Source organism: Rhodopirellula sp. J20-39 (assembly GCF_057365095.1).
The window spans coordinates 3,640,926-3,659,042 of the sequence record NZ_CP195123.1 but is presented as its reverse complement, the minus strand read 5'-3'; the positions used below and the strand labels follow the sequence as shown (position 1 = coordinate 3,659,042).

Here is an 18,117-nt window from a genome sequence, read left to right as displayed (position 1 = left end):
CTAACAGCTTTTTCAAAGAGACATCCCATGCCGCTTTGGCAAATCGACATTCATCCCAGCCCGAATCAAATTGACCGGGCCGGTGCTCAAACCGCTAGCGAAATCCACGAACTCGGTCTTGGCGACGATCTCGTGATCGCCGCCGCTCGTGGCTACCTGATCCAAAGCGATCTCGATGCCGCCCAAGCCGGCGAAATCGGTGCAACGTTACTGGCCGATGCGTTGACCGAACGGACCGTTGTGGGACGAATCGACGGCGCCGATGCAGACACCGATCTGCTATCCGAGCCACCTGAAAACATGATAGAAACGCTCGCCGAACAGGGCATCGAAGAGACTCCGCACTTGGTCCACGTGATGAGCAAGCCGGGCGTGATGGACCCGGTATCCGCGTCTACATTGGGTGCGTTGACGGATAGCCAATTGGATGTCGAAGCCGTTCGGACTTTTCGTAAGTACTGGATCGCTGGCGGAGTCGACGCGGCGCAGCTCGAAACGATTTGCCGGCGTGCACTATCGAATGACTCGATCGAAGCCTACGTCATCGGCCCGCTTCAAATGGACCGGCTCGATGTCGGTTCTGAAGGCAAGTTTGAGCTGGTTAAGGTTGCGATCCGAGACCTGGACGACGCCGGGTTGGAAAAGCTATCCAAAGATGGGCAGTTGTATTTGACGTTGGTCGAAATGCAAACCATTCGCGATCACTTCGTTTCGCTGGATCGTGACCCGACCGATATCGAATTGGAATCCGTCGCACAAACCTGGTCCGAACATTGCAGCCATAAAACATTGGCTGGTCGTATCCACTATCGTGGCCCATCCGCCGACGGCACTCCTTTGGCCGACGAGCGACAATACGACAACATGCTCAAGGAAACCATCTTCGAAGCCACCCAGACGATTCGTCGTGGGCTCGGCGACAAAGATTGGTGCGTCAGCGTATTCAAGGACAACGCCGGTGTGGTCACCTTCGACGAAGACGACCACGTGTGCTTCAAAGTCGAAACGCACAACCACCCATCGGCTCTGGAGCCTTACGGTGGAGCCAACACGGGCATCGGTGGAGTGATCCGCGACCCGATGGGAACCGGCATGGGTGCCAAGCCGATCTGCAACACCGACGTGTTCTGCTTCGCTCGGCCGGACGTGACACCCGACTCGCTTCCACCAGGTGTTCTGCATCCTCGACGTGTGATCCAGGGCGTAGTCTCCGGTGTGCGAGATTACGGCAACCGAATGGGGATCCCAACGGTCAACGGTGCGGTCTACTTCGACGACCGTTATCTGGGTAACCCGCTGGTTTACTGCGGCAACGTCGGCATCATCCCCGTGGGGATGGAAGACAAAGAAGTCAAGCCGAACGACCTGATTGTTGCCATCGGTGGACGAACAGGCCGCGACGGGATCCACGGTGCGACATTCAGCAGTGCTGAACTGACCAGCGAATCGGAAGCTCTTTCAGGTGGCTCGGTTCAAATTGGTAATGCGATTACCGAAAAGATGGTGCTCGACGTGTTGCTGCAAGCCCGCGACGCCGGCCTGTACAACGCCGTCACCGATTGCGGAGCCGGTGGGTTCAGCAGTGCTGTTGGCGAGATGGGTGAAGAACTCGGTGCGGAAGTTTGGCTCGATAAAGCCCCGCTGAAATACGACGGTCTGACCTACACCGAAATCTGGATCTCCGAAGCTCAAGAGCGAATGGTCTTGGCTGTGCCAGAGGACAAATGGGAAGCCCTGCGTGACCTTTGCGAAAGCGAAGGCGTCGAGGCAGCCGCGATCGGACGATTCGTACCAACAGGTCGCTTGAAACTGACCTTCAACGGCGACACCGTCGGCGACGTCGCGATGTCGTTCCTCCACGACGGTCGACCACCGATCATCCGCGACGCGGTGTACGAGCCACCGGCAGTCAAGCCGGTCACGATTCCTCAACGTGATGCCAAGGCGAACACGGATACGCTGCTGAAAATCTTGGGCAGCTACAACGTGGCCAGCAAGCACTGGGTGATCCGCCAATACGATCACGAAGTCCAAGCCGGCAGCGTGGTCAAACCGCTCGTCGGCCCACAATGCGATGGTCCTGGCGACGCGGCCGTCGTGCGTCCTAAGCTGAACAGCTATCGAGGCTTGGTTATCTCGTGTGGCATGAACCCTCACTACGGTGATTTCGACACCTACCACATGGCAACATCCGCGATCGACGAAGCGATGCGAAACGCGGTTGCCGTTGGTGCCGATCCGTCGAAGATCGCGATCCTGGACAACTTCTGTTGGGGCTACACCGACCGCGCCGAAACGCTCGGATCGTTGGTTCGCAGTGCGATTGCTTGCCAAGACATGGCGGTCACCCTGGGCACTCCGTTCGTCAGCGGCAAAGACAGCTTGAACAACGAGTTCAGCTACTTCAACGATGCTGGTGAAAAGCAAACGATCGCGATCCCGCCCAGTCTTCTAATTAGTGCGATGGGCCAAATCGCCGATGTGCGAAAAGCGGTCACGATGGATCTGAAGGAATCTGGCAATGTGCTGTTCCTAGTCGGCAAGACCAGCCGGGAATTGGGTGGCTCGCACTACGGACTGGTCGAAGATCAAGCCGGTGGCGAAGTCCCTAAGGTCGACGCTGCGTACGCCAAGCAAGTCTTCGCCACCGTTCACTCGGCAATCGAAGCAACCGAACTGCGATCCTGCCACGACCTCAGCGAAGGTGGCCTGGCTGCCTCCGCCGTCGAAATGGCACTCGCCGGTGGTCTGGGATTGAACCTGAACCTGGACAGCGTGGATCATCAAGTCGATGGCGGTCTGACCAGTGCGGAATTGCTATTCAGCGAATCCAACACCCGCTTCTTGATCGAAGTGGAGCCCGTTAACGTCGAGTCGCTGCAGAAACGTTTTGCCGACGCTGGAGTGCCTTTGGCTCGTTTGGGTGAAGTGGTGGAAAGCGAAACCGTCGAGATCCAAGACGGCAACGACATGGTGTTGCAGGTCGGAGTTGCCGAAGCAAAAGCGGCCTGGCAAAAACCACTCGACTGGAAGTAGACAGCCGGTCATCACGCGCTGGACGCCGCCCAGTTGGCGTCCAGGTTTAACCAGTGAGCCATACTTCCCCACGACAACAGCCAGATTCCAACGCCCCGATTCCAACGCCCGGCTGCGTCATGGCTGGAACCAGCGGTAGAGCTTGAACACTTTTGTGGGCGACGCTCACGCGGTAAGCTGCACCTGCTCCCGCCTGTACAGTGTTGCGATTGGTGAACGGGAGCACTTATTGTCGCAACCGCCCTGATAACTGCCCAAAAACCGTCTGTGGAAAAGGATTGAGAACCATGCAGCGATTGATTTTGAACGTAGCTTGTGGACTGACGCTATTGGCTAGCCACGCGATCCCAGGACGAGCGGTTGCCCAAGTAGTTCAAGAACAGACGGTGGCGTCTTCCGCAACCGTTCTAAACGAGGTGTTGATCGGGCCACTTAGCAAGGTGCCACACGCCATGCTGAAGGACGCTTACGGAGTCGCGATCATTCCCGACGTGATCAAAGGCGGCTTTATCGTCGGCGCCCGCCACGGCCGTGGACTGTTATTCGTTCGTGAGGGCGATGGTCTGTGGCATGCCCCCGTCTTCATCACGCTGACGGGCGGAAACATTGGTTGGCAAGCCGGCGTTCAATCGTCTGACGTTGTCCTCGTCTTCAAATCCGAACGCAGCGTACAAAACATTTTGTCCGGCAAGTTGACATTGGGAGCGGACGCCGCCGCAGCCGCTGGGCCAGTCGGGCGGCAAGGTGCAGTGGCTACCGACGCCCAGCTTCAAGCGGAAATCTATTCGTATTCCCGTAGCCGAGGCCTCTTCGCTGGCGTTTCCATCGATGGTTCCGTAGTACGCGTCGACCAACTCGCCACCGGTGCTTATTACCGTTCCCCTGGTCCAGGAATGCCCGTCGTCGTGCCGCCCGCCGCCGAACAATTGACGATGGCCATCGCGTCGCTCGCTGGCAACTCGGGGCCCGACAACCTTGGTGCGGGTAACGCAGCACCTGGCGTTAACGACTTTGCTAATTCGACAACCGCCGGCCCCAATTCAGTGGGAGCCAACAACAGCGGCGCGATCGCTCAGCGAGTGGGTGTTCGCGAGGCGGATGTATTGCGCACTCAACTCGAACAACTCGCGCCGCAACTGGATGCTTTGCTGGATCCCCAGTGGCGATCCTTCCTAGCACTTCCCCCAAGTCTGTTTGTGGGCAACGAACATCCCCAACCCGAAGAACTGCAAGCCGCCGTGCTGCGTTTTCAATCGGTTGCAGCCGATCCGCGATATCGCGAACTCGCCTCCCAACCGGCATTTCAATCCGTGTTCGGATTGCTGAAGCATTACCAGGTGGCACTGACCTCGGCTTCGTCAACACTGAACCTGCCTCCGCCGCCCACTCGGTAGTTCTCGCCGTCAGATCGGCCGGTCTGCCTACAAAAAATGCCGGCCCCTTAGGACCGGCATCGGAAGGTTTTGCTCTTGAGGCGTCTAACTCAACTTTCGAGTTCAAAACATCTCGGCGAAAGGCGAAACTGAGTGAAGCGAGAGATCATCAAGCAAACTCGATGATCTCCGCTCGCACTTGACCGTTCGATTCAAGACTTGCAATTCCTAGTGCTTCATCTACTTTTCATTTTGGGGTTGATCGTAGTGGATGAGGCGACGAATCCTATCCACTCACCGACCAGACGGGCTCGTCGCCTCGCCCACTACCCCCAACTTGAATCTGGATGAATCACTAGGCTTGGGATTCTTCGACTTAGAACTCTTCTTCGATAACCTCTTTGGCTGCACGTGTTCCCAGTGCACCCCAAACGCCGTACGGGCTTTGAGCACCGGCGAGGTTCGGGTTGGTCGTGTGCCCAGAGAACGATGCCACAACGGCGTTGTCATTCAGGTCACCGGATTCAATGCTATCGGTGATGAACTTCACCGCACCGTCACCCATCAACACGTGTGCTCCGCCTTGGTGACGACTTCCGATCGACGAGATGAAGTAGTCGTTTCCGTCGCTACTGCTCTTCGAGCAGTTAGCACTGTTAGGTGGCAAGATGGTTTGAACGGCCGTGTAAGTCAGCCGGCCATCAGCCCAACGACACCCGCGTGAGTTCAAAGGACTTGTTTCAACGCTGGCTCCACCGGTGTAGAACGAAGGACGCGTCGCATCGATGTGTGCGCCTTGACTGCAACGGATTGGCTCGCCCGCACCGTCCCAAGTTCCGTCACCCTTGAACGAAATGTTGCGAACCCAGTCCGCACGAGTTTCTCTCGCACCCAGGGATGTGCAAAGTTCACCAGCGGCGATCGTGTTGGACAAGCCGTCCAGGCAATCGCGGAACTTCGTCTTGTGCCGACTCCAGAAGAAGCCTCGGTTTGCTGCTCGAGCACGAAGAACGATTGTGTCATCCTTTGTGTATGAGTTGGTGCCGGGCTGGTTGTAAACACCGTACTCGTTCTTACCACCGTAATAGCACGAGTCGATTGTGTCACCGAGCGACGCACCGTAGTTGGTCCGCCCGGTCGCAACGCCAGCAAGGTTAGCCGGATCGCTAGGACAACGGAATGCAACGACTTGAGTAGCCCATGGAACGTAGCGAGATTCCCATGGCACGGGTCCCATCGATGGCCAAGTACCGTTCAAGGTCGCCGACGACATGGTCGTTCCAGGCGTGGTCTCCTGACTAGGATTGCTGATGCTTTCCCACAATCCTTGCTGCTCAACGAACGGCAAGACAGGTACCAACCAGCTTAAGAAGCGTCGGTTACTGTTCACCGAAACGTCGCCGTTGGCGGCACGGTCAGTTCCCGTGTGATTGGTTGGCAGTTGATTGTAGGCGCTGTGATAGTTGTGAATCGCCAAGCCAATTTGCTTGAAGTTGTTGCTACAACTCATTCGCCGGGCTGCTTCGCGTGCCGCCTGAACGGCCGGCAATAACAATCCGACCAGAACGCCGATAATTGCGATAACCACGAGCAGTTCGACTAACGTGAACGCCCGCCTTTGGGATGCTTTAATCATTTGAAACTCTCAAAACTTGGTACTGAAACAAAACAAAACTGCGTCACACAGCGTGATAAACCGTGTGCGAAAACTGAACAAACCCGAGTAAATGACAAGTCGCTCACCTAAGGTTGTCATAGATCTAGCCGAATCGGACATCCGCCTGACCGCTTGACCCAAAATTCACCGTCGAAAAAACCGTCAAAAGATATTTGGCAACTACGCGGACGCCACACATGCGGCGACGCGACTTCGCAACGAAATATCTCTACATCTAAATACCATCGCGAGGTGCATTCATCTGGGCTTCGTAATTCTCTCGAGCCTCCTGATTAACAGTCGTCTGGTCGATGACTTCGTTTTGTGGCTCCGAACACCCAGTGGTGCTGAAACCAGCAACCAATCCCAAACAGAGGACAGTGGCAGAGAGAAAGCGAACTAACATGAAAAGAAACCTATGCGTTGGTGGAAAAGAGAGGGTGTGGGTCACAATGTGAATCAAAGCAACTCTGCCCTGGTGCATGGGAATAGCCGCTCACGATAGAATCTTTCATAATATTTTTGCGCACTGGGCGAACCCATTTTAATTGGAATCTTTGTGCGAAAGATTCAGCGCTAACGGGCTATCTAGTTAATGCCATGGAACACCAACCGAAATCAGACCGCGTTGAACTGACAACAGAGCTGGTTCTCCAGCTAACTGAGGCTCAACCTCGGCTGCTCAGTTTCCTGTTGAAACGGCTAGGAAATCCCGAGCACGCCCACGAGGTGCTGCAAGAGGTAAATCTTGTCATTTGCCGCGACGTTTCTCGATTTGAAGCGGGAACCGATTTCATGGCGTGGGCATTTACCATTGCCCGCTACCAGATTATGGCGTTTCGGAAGCGGAATTCCCGCGACCGCCTCGTCTTCCCAGCCGACTTGGCTGCGTCGCTGGACAGACTGGACTGCGAAATTTTCGCAGAAGAAACCTGCCACCAACGTGAAGCAGCACTTCAAGATTGCCTGGTCAACCTGCAACCGGCACAACGCAAGTTGGTCATTCAACGTTATGCCGAATCAATATCAGTGAAAGCTATCGCGGGCGAGTTGGATAAGTCAGCCAACGCGGTGAGCATCATGCTGCACCGAGTCCGAGAAAAACTCATTGACTGTGTTCAATCCAAACTTTCGATCGAGCCACAACAATGAACGTGCGTCCAACCAATCCGGACGATCTTAAACTCCTCAAAAACCTGCTTCCTCGTTTAGTCGACGATCAGCTCAGCAGTGACGAGGAACATGAGCTGGTGGCTGTGCTCCAGCGATCAACCGAAGCTCAAGTGTATTACCTGCATTACCTGCAAATGCACGCCGAGCTATCGGGCGCGTGGGGCATGGCGGACAACCATGCGATCAGCCAACTCAACCAGCAATTGCCCGACAACGTGTTCGAGCAAGCTTCGTCACAGATTGACGAAACAACCAAAGTAAGCCTACCGCAACCTCACCCGTCTCGACGTTTCTTCGATACGATTTTGGGCTTCCAAGCCGTTGTGGCCGCACTGGTTTTTGTAATTGGCGCATTGGCGGTCGGTCTTTTCGTATCACTGAATAACACGCCCAACCAATCGGATAAAATTGCGCAGTCACAAAGCGGACAGTCTAACGTTGATTCCTTAGCGGATTCACAATCCACTGATGGACTTGCACTGCGAACCCGAAACGTTGTCTTCACGAGCGGACTTGGTGAAAACGAAATCCCACCGATCGCGGCCGTTGTTGTTCGCTCTGACGGTGATCCGGAAACCAATCTAGTCGTCGGTTCGCGACTCACAGCTGGCACACTGAAGTTACTTAGCGGAACAATGCAAATGGAATTCATGGGTGGCGCAGTCGTTGCCCTTGAAGGCCCAGCCGAATTGCGGATCCACTCCAAAGACGCGGCAACGCTCCTAACCGGTGCGATCAGTGCCCATGTTCCTCCGCGGGCCCAGGGCTTTGTTTTAAATGCACCGAAGGCTGCGATCGTTGACCTCGGAACCGACTTCGGCGTTCGTGTTACTCCAGCCGGAATTTCTGAAGTCGAAGTACTCAGCGGCGAGGTTGAATTGTCAGTCCTCGGTGACGATGGAAACACGCTTTCAAGCCAACATATTCAAGAAGCCAGTCGTATTCGAATCAATGGCGAGGGCGATCCGCTGCAAGCGATCGAGGCGGGACTGAACGACCTACCCATCATCTCCGGTAGCGACAATTCAGAACTCCCCTTGCTGCTCGACTACGTCGATACCGTTCGCCGCGATCAACCAACGCTTTATTGGCGTTTTGACGATGCCGACGGCCCGCAGGTGTTCAATGAAATGTCGGGCAGTCATTCCGCCAGTATTTTCGGCCTGGACGAGGACGACGAAAGCATTCGTTTCCAAAACGGTTATGCTCGCTTCGATCGATGCGACGTGAAACGCTACTTGATCTCCGACGAAGCCATCGAGGGACTCAACGAACGTCCGTATTCGATCGAATTTTGGATGAAGCCTGACGACCTGCAACATGCAACCTGCGTCGGTATCATCCCCGAAAACCGCATCGACCCACGTAAGTTCCTTAACGTGATCGAGATCGTCACGGACACGTTCATGATCCACGAACCCGGTGCGGTCCGTTTTCTCCATCGAACACCACCGGATGTCAATTACGAAATCGGTACCAACGCTTTCACCCCCGGTATCTGTGTTCCAGGCCAGTGGCAACATGTTGTCACGGTTAAACGCACTGATGCGATGGAGATCTATATCAACGGCAAGCTGATCCGTCGTGTTGGCCTGGGCCCCGGCAAGGTCAACAGCCTCGGCAATTTCCACGTGATTGTTGGACAGTTAACGGCCAACGAAACATGGCGTCAATTCTCCGGTGCGATCGACGAATTCGCCATCTACAAGCGAGATCTCTCTGCAGAAGAAATCGCAGAACACTACCGCTTAGTCGATCTGCCCATCCAAACTCACTAAGGACGGAGCGGAAAATAAGTGGCATAGGCTTCCAGCCTGTGATTGCGCGGACCACAGGCTGGAAGCCTTTGCCACAATTTCAGCTCGACACTTATTCTTCGCTCGTTGCTACGCCGGCTGAATTTCGTATACGCCGGACTGCTAAATCGCCCGGCGTTTTTCTACTGCTATGCTGCCATCGTTATTCACGTGCCGCTTGCAAACGAACATTTTCTAGCAGCCGATTTCGTCGTCGACAGAAATCTGACAATCCCCAGTCTGGTCTCCGTCGGCACTCCTTGCCGCGTAGATGTTAAGATAGTTGAGGGTTTATCGCGTTGGTGCTGACGTTCTTACGCGTTACTCATTCAGGTGATGACATCCGCGTATCAACCGGGGAAACCGATGGCTTCAATCCTCTCGAATCTTCGTGTTCGTCGATGGGTACTGTGGGGCAGTGCGGTGCTGGTCTTTGTGGGCGTTCCGGCATACTTGGAATTCAAGTTGCGCCGGCCAGTGGGTGAAGGTCCGGCTGGGGCCACCGTTCCCGCAGAACCTTTCGAGTCGACGTGGACGGAACATCGCGTTCACATGTTGGGAATCGGCGACAGTGTCACCCGCGGACTCGGTGCCAATTCAAAGTCCCATTCCTATTTCGAGCGACTCCGAGAAAACCCCGTCGACGAATGGCCTGACATGCGTGGCAAGCACTTAACCGGCGTGCTGCCGAACTTGACGGCCACCAATGTCGCGGTTTCCGGTTCAACATCTCTTGATCACGAAAGAGTCATCGAAGAACAAATCGAGGCATTCGACGAGGATGTGTTTGGGATCGTTGTCATGACAACGGGCGGGAACGATTTAATTCATAGCTATGGCCGACGACCGCCGGTCGAAGGTGCGATGTACGGGGCGACGCTGGAACAAGCCCAGCCTTGGATCACCGCATTCGAGCAGCGACTGAACAAAATGCTTGACCAGATCAAGAGCCGCTTCCCTGGAGGATGCCTGATTTTCTTAGGGGATATCTATGACCCAACCGATGGCGTCGGCGATGCCCCTAGCATTTTTCTTCCGGATTGGCCTGATGGCCTCGCGATCCATGCCCAGTACAACGAAGTGATCCATCGGGCAGGAGCCGAACACGACAACGTCCACACCGTGCCGCTTTACCGAACCTTCCTGGGCCATGGTTCGCATTGCCGACAATTCTGGCGACGGCATTACGACTCGAACGATCCGACCTACTGGTTCTATACCAACATCGAAGACCCGAACGATCGCGGCTATGACGCGATCCGTCGAGCCTTTCTGAATGTCATCGCTATCCAGGAGCCAATTTTCCGGTCGCTATCGCAAGACCTCGCGCTCGCGGAAGCGAGCGAGTGAGCAACCGATGTCCGAGTCGCGATAGATTCGCTGTCATGCGAAAACGTCTATCGCGAGTGACAATTGCAGCTGGCTGGCGGTGATTACCTGGTTAAGGCAAATCGCCGCTACCAAGCTTGCTCGCCTTGAGACGGCCTCTACAACTCTTCTTCGATCGTTTCTTTCGAAGCCCGAGTTCCGAGAGATCCCCAAAGTCCGAACGGCGACTTTCGACCAGCGGCTAAACCGCCCGAGGCGTTCGACACCTGAGCACTGTTGCTATTGCCGGCTTCGATGGAATCGGTGATGAACTTGACCGCACCGTCACCCATCAAGACGTGACATCCACCTTGGTGCCGACTTCCGGGTGGGCAAACTCCTGCCCCGCTGAAGTCGCCGGCCATGCAAATTTCGCGATTGGGAGGAAGAATGGTATTCATCCCCGTGAACGAAATTCGTCCGAAGGCCCATTTGTAGCCTCGTCGGCGATCGGATTCATTCTCATTGATCACGGCCTGTGATCCCCAAAATTGGGGACGGGTTGGATCGGTGCCGGAACAAGCGACCGCATCATTGGGGCCTACCATTCCGGAGCCATCATCGGTTCCAAATCCTGAATCGCCGAACAACGTTCGTTTATCGCGATCGCCTAAGTCGGTCACGATTTCGCCCGCGGCGATGGTGTTGGACAAGCCGTCAAGCACATCACGAAAGGCAAGCGTTGTTCGAGGGACGAAGAACCCACGCTGAGCATGACGTACCGCGATGGCACGGGTGCTGTCCACGTTTTCGTTATTATTGAGCGATCCCCAATCACCCATGTGCACTGAATCACCGGCGCAGTACGCGTAGTTGGTACGTCCATCGGACGGCAAACCGACTCCAGGATCGCTAGGGCAGCGAAACGATTGAACTTCGGTCAACCAGGGCTCATAGGGCGTGCTGCCATAACTACTTTGCGACCGTTTGGGGTTAGGGCCCATCGCTTGGAAAGTCCCAGCGGAAATGGTCAGCGGGTTGCTGATCTGTTCCCACAATGCTTGTTGTTCAACAAACGGAGTGATCCCGACCAACCAGTTCAAGTCCGATCGATTGATCCCCGTTCCGACGGCTTGGCTTTCTGCATCACTTTTGCTGGGGTGAGCGGTACCGCCTTGTGATCGTGGGCACTTGTTATAGGCAGAATGGTAATTATGAAGCGCCAGGCCGATTTGTTTGAAGTTGTTGCTGCAACTCATCCGGCGAGCAGCTTCTCGAGCCGCCTGGACCGCAGGCAACAGCAACCCAACAAGGACACCGATAATGGCAATCACAACCAACAATTCGACCAGCGTAAAACCGATTCGATTTCGAATCGTGTGAGTTGATTTCATTTCAAAGTCTCTGAACTAGGAGTTTAGATGCACCAATGGGTGACTGAATAAATCCACCTGCGATGGTGAACAACTAGCAATGTCTCGAGAATATGAATTCTTAACACTAATAACGCCCAGTTCTTGATATTTATGAAGACATAGGCGAGCGCATTCGCACTAGCGCAATCAAACAACGTAGTTGTCTTGCACGGACACGCTCAATCTTCGCGTTACGTATACGCGGGTATCGCCAATCGCCAACGTGGAATGTGAGACGATCCCATCGCTTCGCTTTACCCGGGCTCGACGCGACAGCATCAGCATGCTTCGCAAAAGACCTAGTAGAAAATAACCGAACCGCGGGCGGCTTCAGAATGAAACCAAGCGTCAGTGTCGTTACCAACTAACGACCAATGTCACGACGATTTCTTATCGAGTTCGTGAGGCGGATGAGAAAGAGGCTCAATCCAGCCTAAGCCGACGAGATTAAGCTGATAACCGTTTGCCGGATGCACTTTTGGGTGCCAACCACCGGCCCAGTGGGGACGCCAAGATTGCGGGCATCAGGACCACGTCGCCGATCAAGGCGGCGGACAAAAGTCCCAACATCATGAACGCAAACCGCTGAGTCGGTACGAAATGCGATAGCCCATAGACCAGTGGAGACAGACCACATACCGCCGTGGTTTGCCACATCGCCGGCCCGCATATCCGTAATGCTTCCGTCGCGGCTTCGTGGCGAGTGTGTCCCAATTTCAGTTGACTACCGAAACGAGACAGTAAGTGGATGGTCGCATCAACCGCGATCCCCAGTGCAACACTTGCCGTCATCACACTTCCGATGTCCAAAGGCACTTGCATCAGCCCCATTGCACCGAAGAGCGTCACGGTCGGAAATAGATTAGGGAACATCGCCAGCAATCCACCCACCACACTCCGCAGCAAAAGCATCATGATTAGGGCGACAATTCCAAACGCAGTCATAAAGCTGCGGAAGAGATCGTTCAACAAGATGTCTTGAGAAGCGGTCGTCATCGGCACGTTGCCGGTGTAGTGCGCCGAGACACCATCAACATCCACCATCGGAGCCAAGAGCCCTTCCACACGCTTCAGCTCAGATCGGTAATCCATCTCTTCGCCGAACGGAAACTGAAACCCAATTCGCCAAATCTGGCGGCCATCGTCCGTCCGAACGTAGTACCCCGATTCACTCAGTCCACCCTCTTCTCGCAACATCGAGTTGCGGATATTCGTTTCAATCATCGTCGCGCCAAGCGAACGCTTCCCTTCATCCACCGATGGAGGCGGTTTGGGCAGGAAAGTGCGAGCGGACACCACGCCGCCAACCAATTCGGTGTCGCGCAATCGGCTATCAATGTCACGAATAAGACGAAACTGATCCACGTCGTCGGGCACTGCGCCGGGCTCAAACGTGATCAACATCTGAGCGTCGATTGTCGGCCCGAGGTGTTCTTCGAACCATTCGTAGTTCTCGAAAATCTCACTATGGGGCGGGAACATTCGAGGAACGTTTACCGAAGTGGTCAACATCGGCAGCCCCACCGCGGTAATCGCGGTCAGGATCGTAAACCCGGCCACAATCTCCACCGGACGTCGCAAACTGCGTTCGGTGAACGCCAACCACCATCCATCAATATTCTTTAGAAGGCCACTGAAGTGCGTCGATTTCGCTTCTCCGGTCTTCCGAACCTTGATGCGTTTTTTGTTACCAAGCCGTCCGTGTAACTGCATCGCCCCCGGCAACAACGCCATCAACAGCAACAGCGTCAGGAGAACAGAACCAGCCGCGATCACACCGAAAGCGCTAACCGGCCAAAGCCGCACCATTCCCAACGATCCTAAACCGATGATCGTGGTGATCGCCGCCAACCAACAGGGAACGTACCCGGCCTGCATGGCTCGACGAGCTGCAGCAGTGGGGTCGATATCAGGGGTTTGCCGCACAATGTCCAGGTAGTAATTACTTAGGTGAATCCCCGCGCTAGCGGTCAACACAAACACAAGTGGTGGCAATACGATCAGGATCGCATTCATATCCAACGCAGCCAGACTGACCGCCGCCAGAGAGATCCCCTGGCCAATCATGCCCACAGCGATCACAACACTTGTCAGCAACCACGACCGCAAGCACAACAAGCAGATCAACGCCCCCAACAAACATGATGGCAACGTGTAACGCTGGATCGATTGGCGAGCCTCAAGGTCAATCAACGCACCGTCGAACGGTGCTCCGGCGATGTAGATTTCTTCCGTCGGACTATTGATTGATTCGGCAACCAAGGCCCTGATCTGATCAATTGCCGTTTGCCGATGCCGACTTCCAAATAGCGTGAAAGAGGCCAAGATCGCCGTGTGTTTGCCATCCGGCCCCACCAACGCTCCCATCAATCGAGCCCGCGCACTGCGGTCAGAGAAGCTGGTCGGTGGGCTGTTTAATGAATCGTACGCCGCCTGACCGGATGTCAGTTTGTCAAGGTATCCCGGCGCGTTCAAGCGAGCCTGTTTCCAGATTGGATTGTCGGCGGGATCCTTATCCTCAAACTGACTATTGGGTTGTAGGTAGCGGACCTCTCTGGGCACCTCGGCCTCATCGACCAGAAACTTCTGCAGCTTGCCAATCACAACCGGAATGTCTTTTGAGCCAAGCTCGCAACCTTCCCAGCTTATCAGCAGAACGTCGCGGCCCAGGAACCGGTTGGCAAACTCATCGAATTGCTGGCGAACTTCCAAGCCTTTCGGCAACCACAAGGCCGGGGCGTTGAACATGGATGAAAGTGCGCGTTCGGAACCGACAATGCTGATCGGCGCCAGCAGTAACAGCACGAGAATCCCTAGTACAAACCGAAGCCGATAGATGGTTGCTTGACGGTTGAGAGAGATCAAAGCCATGAAAGCAATGGGGATTGGTGGTGCCAGCGAATCCGTTGAGTGAACACAACGAAAAGATTAGCGAATCGCCGCGTCAGTGACGAGGGTGAAGCCAAACACGACGTCGTGGTTATCGATGACCGATCTAGCGAGATGAGAACCGAAGCGAGTGGACGCTCCCGGACGCTCAGCACCGTGGGTCACAACGTGGGTTAAAAAAACACAGCGAAAAGCGAAGCTAATGTCATTGGAACGCTCATTACTCGCCGGTCCTAGACGGCGAAAAGAGTCACACCGGGACAACCCCTATCGATTGAAGTGAAAGAGGCATGACGGGAACTGATTTCCCATAATTCGCAGGCCTCGTTAGCCAGTCTCGGCCTAGTTTCTGATGTTGAGGAGACGGAACTCAACATGAATCAGAATTTTCCACACGGTCAATTCTCACTCTCGTACACGATGTACACAGCGGAATGAAATTCAGATGGCGGATACAGAGCTTCAATTCATCGAAGCCTTGTGGGGAATCCAAATTTGTTGAAAAGACTTCCAAACCTGGGGCAACCAATGAAGACACCGACACTTGTTTTGCTCGTCGAAGACGATGCAACCGACGCCATTATCGCTCAACGAACTCTGCTTGCGGCTGACGCCAACTACGAAGTCGACGTGGCTGCTTCGATTAGCGAAGCGATTGCGTTGATGAAGCTACGCAAGCACGACGTCATTCTCAGTGACTTGGGGCTACCCGATGCGGCCGGCCTGGATGCCATCACCGACATTCGGGTCGCCTGCAACGACGTGCCTCTGATCGTGCTGTCCGGTTGTGACGACGAACGCTTCTATGTCGAAACGCTGGCCAAAGGCGCCGACGACTTCATTGCGAAACAAAGCCTAACGTCCACGACACTATTTCGATGCATCAACCAGAACATTGAACGTATGCGACAAAAATGCGAAATTCGGGATCTGATGGAAGCGGTTGAAAGCCAGCGACGAGTACTCGCGCAGCAGGCCGATCAATTGCAAGAAAAAAACGATCGACTGGCAGTTCTCTGTCAATCGGCCAAATCGTTCGTGAACAATGTCTCACACGAGTTCCGAACTCCTTTGTGCGTCATCAAGCAATATTCCGGAATGATGTCGCAAGGCATGTTCGGCGAACTCACCGAACCGCAACAACACTTCCTAAGAGTGATGGAAGATCGTGTCGACGGGCTGAACAACCTGGTCGACGACATGCTCGACATCAGTCGCTATGAGTCCGGAATGCTTGCAGCAAGCCGGAAAAAGTGCGACATGAACGAAATCATTCGCCGGGAAATTGCACCGCTGGCTCATCGTGGCAAGGTCCGTGCGATCAAGGTGTTCGCCAGCTGCCCAGACGATCTTCCGGACGTGTTTTGCGATCCTGAAAAGGTCGGCCGTACGATGGTCAACTTGGTCACCAACGCGATCAAAGTTTCGCCGCCGGAAGGCCACGTCCGTGTTTCCGTGAATGCCAACGACGCGAACCAGGAAATTGAAGTTCGTGTCAGCGATAACGGTCCCGGCATCGACGAAAAGCTACAAAAAAAACTCTGCAGCCAATTCGCTCAGGGCCCAAGTTCACTCCTCAGTAACGAAAAGGGCTTCGGCCTTGGCTTGAGCATCACCAAAGAACTTGTCGGTTTGAATTTGGGTTCGCTGGACATCGAAAGCGAAGTCGGATCGGGAAGCACATTCGTCTTCACGATTCCCTATGCGAATCCAAAGAAAGTGTTAAGCCGGTATCTCGAACGCCTTGAACGAACGACGCAAAATCGACGAACCGAGCTGTCCGTGATTCGCGTGCACATTGATATCTCGAGCGACAATGAATCGGCCGACGACGTCGAACGATTCCTTAACTACACCCTACGAGCACAAGACATCGCGCTGCCGATTCATAGCAACGAGTGGTTAGTCGTACTGAACAGCACGAATGCGGACCTTCCTAATTTCTTGCAGCGGTTCAACGACGAGTTAACCGAGGTCAATCGGAATCGCCCGCAAGGTGAACTGCCCGTTATCAAGCTCCATCAGCTCGGCAGTTTTGATCGGGTCGACCAAGCTGATGACATTCAAAATTGCTTGAATCAAATGTTGGCCCCCGTCGCTCGGCCACGCCAGCCCCATATGAGGAAGGCCCAGTATGTCTAGCCTGATGTCTAACCCGGTTCACATCGTAACAGCGGAAGACGACCCCGACATTCAGTTCGCCATCGGAATCGTCCTTGGCCACACTGGATATCGTGTCAGCAACGTGTCCAACGGAGAAGAGCTAGTACAGTTCGCCAATACGATGAGCCCCGACATCATTCTGCTGGACCTACGGATGCCCATCATGGATGGGCAAGAAGCACTGGCGGTTTTGAAGGAAAACCCCATTACCGCGTCCATCCCAGTCATCGTTTTATCGGCCAGTCCCGGTGATTGCGCGTTGGTACTCGATCAGGGTGCCGCATTCTTTCTCTCCAAACCATTCGAACCGCAAGCATTACTGAACGCTGTACAGGCTTGCCAAACCAATCTTGCTTTCCCAACGGAAGCGATGCCCCAAGACCGCTGATCCCGCCTAATGGATTTAGATCGGGTGAAGCTACGGAATTGAGACTTCGGTTTCGACCCCTGTTGCACGACTGGCTTCACGATGAAGCCACGAAGCAGATTCACATGTCACCTACTTACGACTCTTTGCAACCTCACTCTGTAAATCTCATTGCAAACCTCTCTGACACATTGCATCCAACTTGGAAAAGCTCATGACGACCACCACAGAACCGATCACAACATCACCCAATACGGAATCTCATACAGCGACGAAGCAACGTCGATCATCAATGGGAGTCGTCCGGGCGCCCAAGTTCCTGTCGCACCCGCGGGCTAAGTCGAAGACCGACAAAGGAACGAAGTGCAAAGACTGGGTTTTGTGCATCGATGATGACCAAGACTTCGCCTTGAGCATGAAGCTAAGCCTGCAAACTCGCGGGTACAACGTTGCCAGTGCTCAGGAAGCCGACAAGGGTTATCAACTGGCTTTCGAAATCGAGCCCGTTGCAATCCTGCTGGACCTCGTGATGCCCAACGACGGCGGCGATGACTTGTTGTCACAAATTCGTTTCCACCCATCGCTCTCGCACATACCGGTTTTCATCGTTACCGGAATGTACTCCAGCAACGTCCGCGACCGATTGCTTGCCAGTGGTGCCAGCGACGTGTTCCGCAAACCAGTGGACATGGACACGATCACCGAAGCCATCGAATACTACCGCACAACTTCCTAGTGCATCCTGCACACTAGCGACAAACGTATCGGACAAGACTACGAGTCCAACGTAGTCGACCTAGCTACGAGTCCAGACAAAAAACGCAGTGGACGAGGTTACGAGTCCAAGTGGTAATTGGCGTTATGAACTCGTTACCTTGTCCACTGCGGGTAAGGTGTTCTGAACCAAATGGATTTGAATCACCTGACTTACAAACAAAAA

General features: G+C 54.5%; 11 protein-coding genes. 8 read left to right on the top strand and 3 right to left on the bottom strand.

The genetic code is table 11. The annotated features are described in order from the left end of the window. The first annotated feature begins 27 nt into the window (after nt 1-27). Together purL and ACR3ZL_RS13270 are read left to right on the top strand one after the other, a co-directional pair. Nucleotides 28-3,036 (top strand): phosphoribosylformylglycinamidine synthase subunit PurL, encoded by a 3,009-nt coding sequence (gene purL / locus ACR3ZL_RS13275; RefSeq protein WP_473652658.1) that lies wholly within the window; start codon nt 28-30, stop codon nt 3,034-3,036. A 287-nt stretch (nt 3,037-3,323) separates the two neighbouring features. Further along, a complete protein-coding gene (locus ACR3ZL_RS13270; protein WP_473652659.1) occupies nt 3,324-4,430 on the top strand; it encodes a lipid-binding SYLF domain-containing protein in 1,107 nt (368 codons plus the stop codon). 355 nt (nt 4,431-4,785) lie between these two features. Here the strand turns inward: ACR3ZL_RS13270 and ACR3ZL_RS13265 are convergent, their stop codons facing one another. Beyond that, entirely contained in the window at nt 4,786-6,045 is a 1,260-nt protein-coding gene (locus ACR3ZL_RS13265) for a DUF1559 family PulG-like putative transporter (protein WP_486173540.1), read from the bottom strand. A gap of 621 nt (nt 6,046-6,666) precedes the next feature. On the opposite strand from ACR3ZL_RS13265, the gene ACR3ZL_RS13260 reads away from it, so the two are divergent. The 3 genes from ACR3ZL_RS13260 (at nt 6,667) to ACR3ZL_RS13250 (ending at nt 10,385) form a co-directional block, all read left to right on the top strand. Beyond that, a complete protein-coding gene (locus ACR3ZL_RS13260; RefSeq protein ID WP_473652660.1) occupies nt 6,667-7,218 on the top strand; it encodes a sigma-70 family RNA polymerase sigma factor in 552 nt (183 codons plus the stop codon). Continuing rightward, on the top strand, nt 7,215-9,017 hold the full coding sequence (locus ACR3ZL_RS13255; protein ID WP_473652661.1) for a LamG-like jellyroll fold domain-containing protein: 1,803 nt from the start codon (nt 7,215-7,217) through the stop codon (nt 9,015-9,017). The genes ACR3ZL_RS13260 and ACR3ZL_RS13255 overlap by 4 nt, the downstream gene beginning before the upstream one ends. 384 nt (nt 9,018-9,401) lie before the next feature. Further along, nucleotides 9,402-10,385, top strand: a complete 984-nt coding sequence (locus ACR3ZL_RS13250; RefSeq protein ID WP_473652662.1) for an SGNH/GDSL hydrolase family protein — start codon at nt 9,402-9,404, stop codon at nt 10,383-10,385. 137 nt (nt 10,386-10,522) lie between these two features. On the opposite strand, the gene ACR3ZL_RS13245 is transcribed toward ACR3ZL_RS13250, so the two are convergent. Together ACR3ZL_RS13245 and ACR3ZL_RS13240 are read right to left on the bottom strand one after the other, a co-directional pair. Then, nucleotides 10,523-11,737, bottom strand: coding sequence for a DUF1559 domain-containing protein (locus ACR3ZL_RS13245; protein ID WP_473652663.1), 1,215 nt, complete (start codon nt 11,735-11,737; stop codon nt 10,523-10,525). A gap of 468 nt (nt 11,738-12,205) precedes the next feature. Beyond that, on the bottom strand, nt 12,206-14,629 hold the full coding sequence (locus ACR3ZL_RS13240; protein WP_473652664.1) for an efflux RND transporter permease subunit: 2,424 nt from the start codon (nt 14,627-14,629) through the stop codon (nt 12,206-12,208). A gap of 546 nt (nt 14,630-15,175) precedes the next feature. Between ACR3ZL_RS13240 and ACR3ZL_RS13235 the strand changes: the two genes are divergently transcribed. From ACR3ZL_RS13235 to ACR3ZL_RS13225, 3 genes are all read left to right on the top strand, one after another. Continuing rightward, complete coding sequence (locus ACR3ZL_RS13235) at nt 15,176-16,789, top strand: hybrid sensor histidine kinase/response regulator (protein WP_473652665.1); 1,614 nt, start codon at nt 15,176-15,178, stop codon at nt 16,787-16,789. Beyond that, nucleotides 16,782-17,198: a response regulator gene (locus ACR3ZL_RS13230; protein ID WP_486173539.1), complete on the top strand. Its 417-nt coding sequence runs from the start codon at nt 16,782-16,784 to the stop codon at nt 17,196-17,198. The genes ACR3ZL_RS13235 and ACR3ZL_RS13230 overlap by 8 nt, the downstream gene beginning before the upstream one ends. A 193-nt stretch (nt 17,199-17,391) precedes the next feature. Beyond that, on the top strand, nt 17,392-17,913 hold the full coding sequence (locus ACR3ZL_RS13225) for a response regulator (RefSeq protein WP_473652667.1): 522 nt from the start codon (nt 17,392-17,394) through the stop codon (nt 17,911-17,913). Nucleotides 17,914-18,117 lie beyond the last annotated feature (204 nt).

What these genes read in the sequence shown, in the direction of transcription:
- purL (WP_473652658.1), top strand. Translation starts at nt 28, where the DNA reads ATGCCGCTTTGGCAAATCGACATTCATCCCAGCCCGAATCAAATTGAC.
- ACR3ZL_RS13270 (WP_473652659.1), top strand. Translation starts at nt 3,324, where the DNA reads ATGCAGCGATTGATTTTGAACGTAGCTTGTGGACTGACGCTATTGGCT.
- ACR3ZL_RS13265 (WP_486173540.1), bottom strand. Translation starts at nt 6,045, where the DNA reads ATGATTAAAGCATCCCAAAGGCGGGCGTTCACGTTAGTCGAACTGCTC.
- ACR3ZL_RS13260 (WP_473652660.1), top strand. Translation starts at nt 6,667, where the DNA reads ATGGAACACCAACCGAAATCAGACCGCGTTGAACTGACAACAGAGCTG.
- ACR3ZL_RS13255 (WP_473652661.1), top strand. Translation starts at nt 7,215, where the DNA reads ATGAACGTGCGTCCAACCAATCCGGACGATCTTAAACTCCTCAAAAAC.
- ACR3ZL_RS13250 (WP_473652662.1), top strand. Translation starts at nt 9,402, where the DNA reads ATGGCTTCAATCCTCTCGAATCTTCGTGTTCGTCGATGGGTACTGTGG.
- ACR3ZL_RS13245 (WP_473652663.1), bottom strand. Translation starts at nt 11,737, where the DNA reads ATGAAATCAACTCACACGATTCGAAATCGAATCGGTTTTACGCTGGTC.
- ACR3ZL_RS13240 (WP_473652664.1), bottom strand. Translation starts at nt 14,629, where the DNA reads ATGGCTTTGATCTCTCTCAACCGTCAAGCAACCATCTATCGGCTTCGG.
- ACR3ZL_RS13235 (WP_473652665.1), top strand. Translation starts at nt 15,176, where the DNA reads ATGAAGACACCGACACTTGTTTTGCTCGTCGAAGACGATGCAACCGAC.
- ACR3ZL_RS13230 (WP_486173539.1), top strand. Translation starts at nt 16,782, where the DNA reads ATGTCTAGCCTGATGTCTAACCCGGTTCACATCGTAACAGCGGAAGAC.
- ACR3ZL_RS13225 (WP_473652667.1), top strand. Translation starts at nt 17,392, where the DNA reads ATGACGACCACCACAGAACCGATCACAACATCACCCAATACGGAATCT.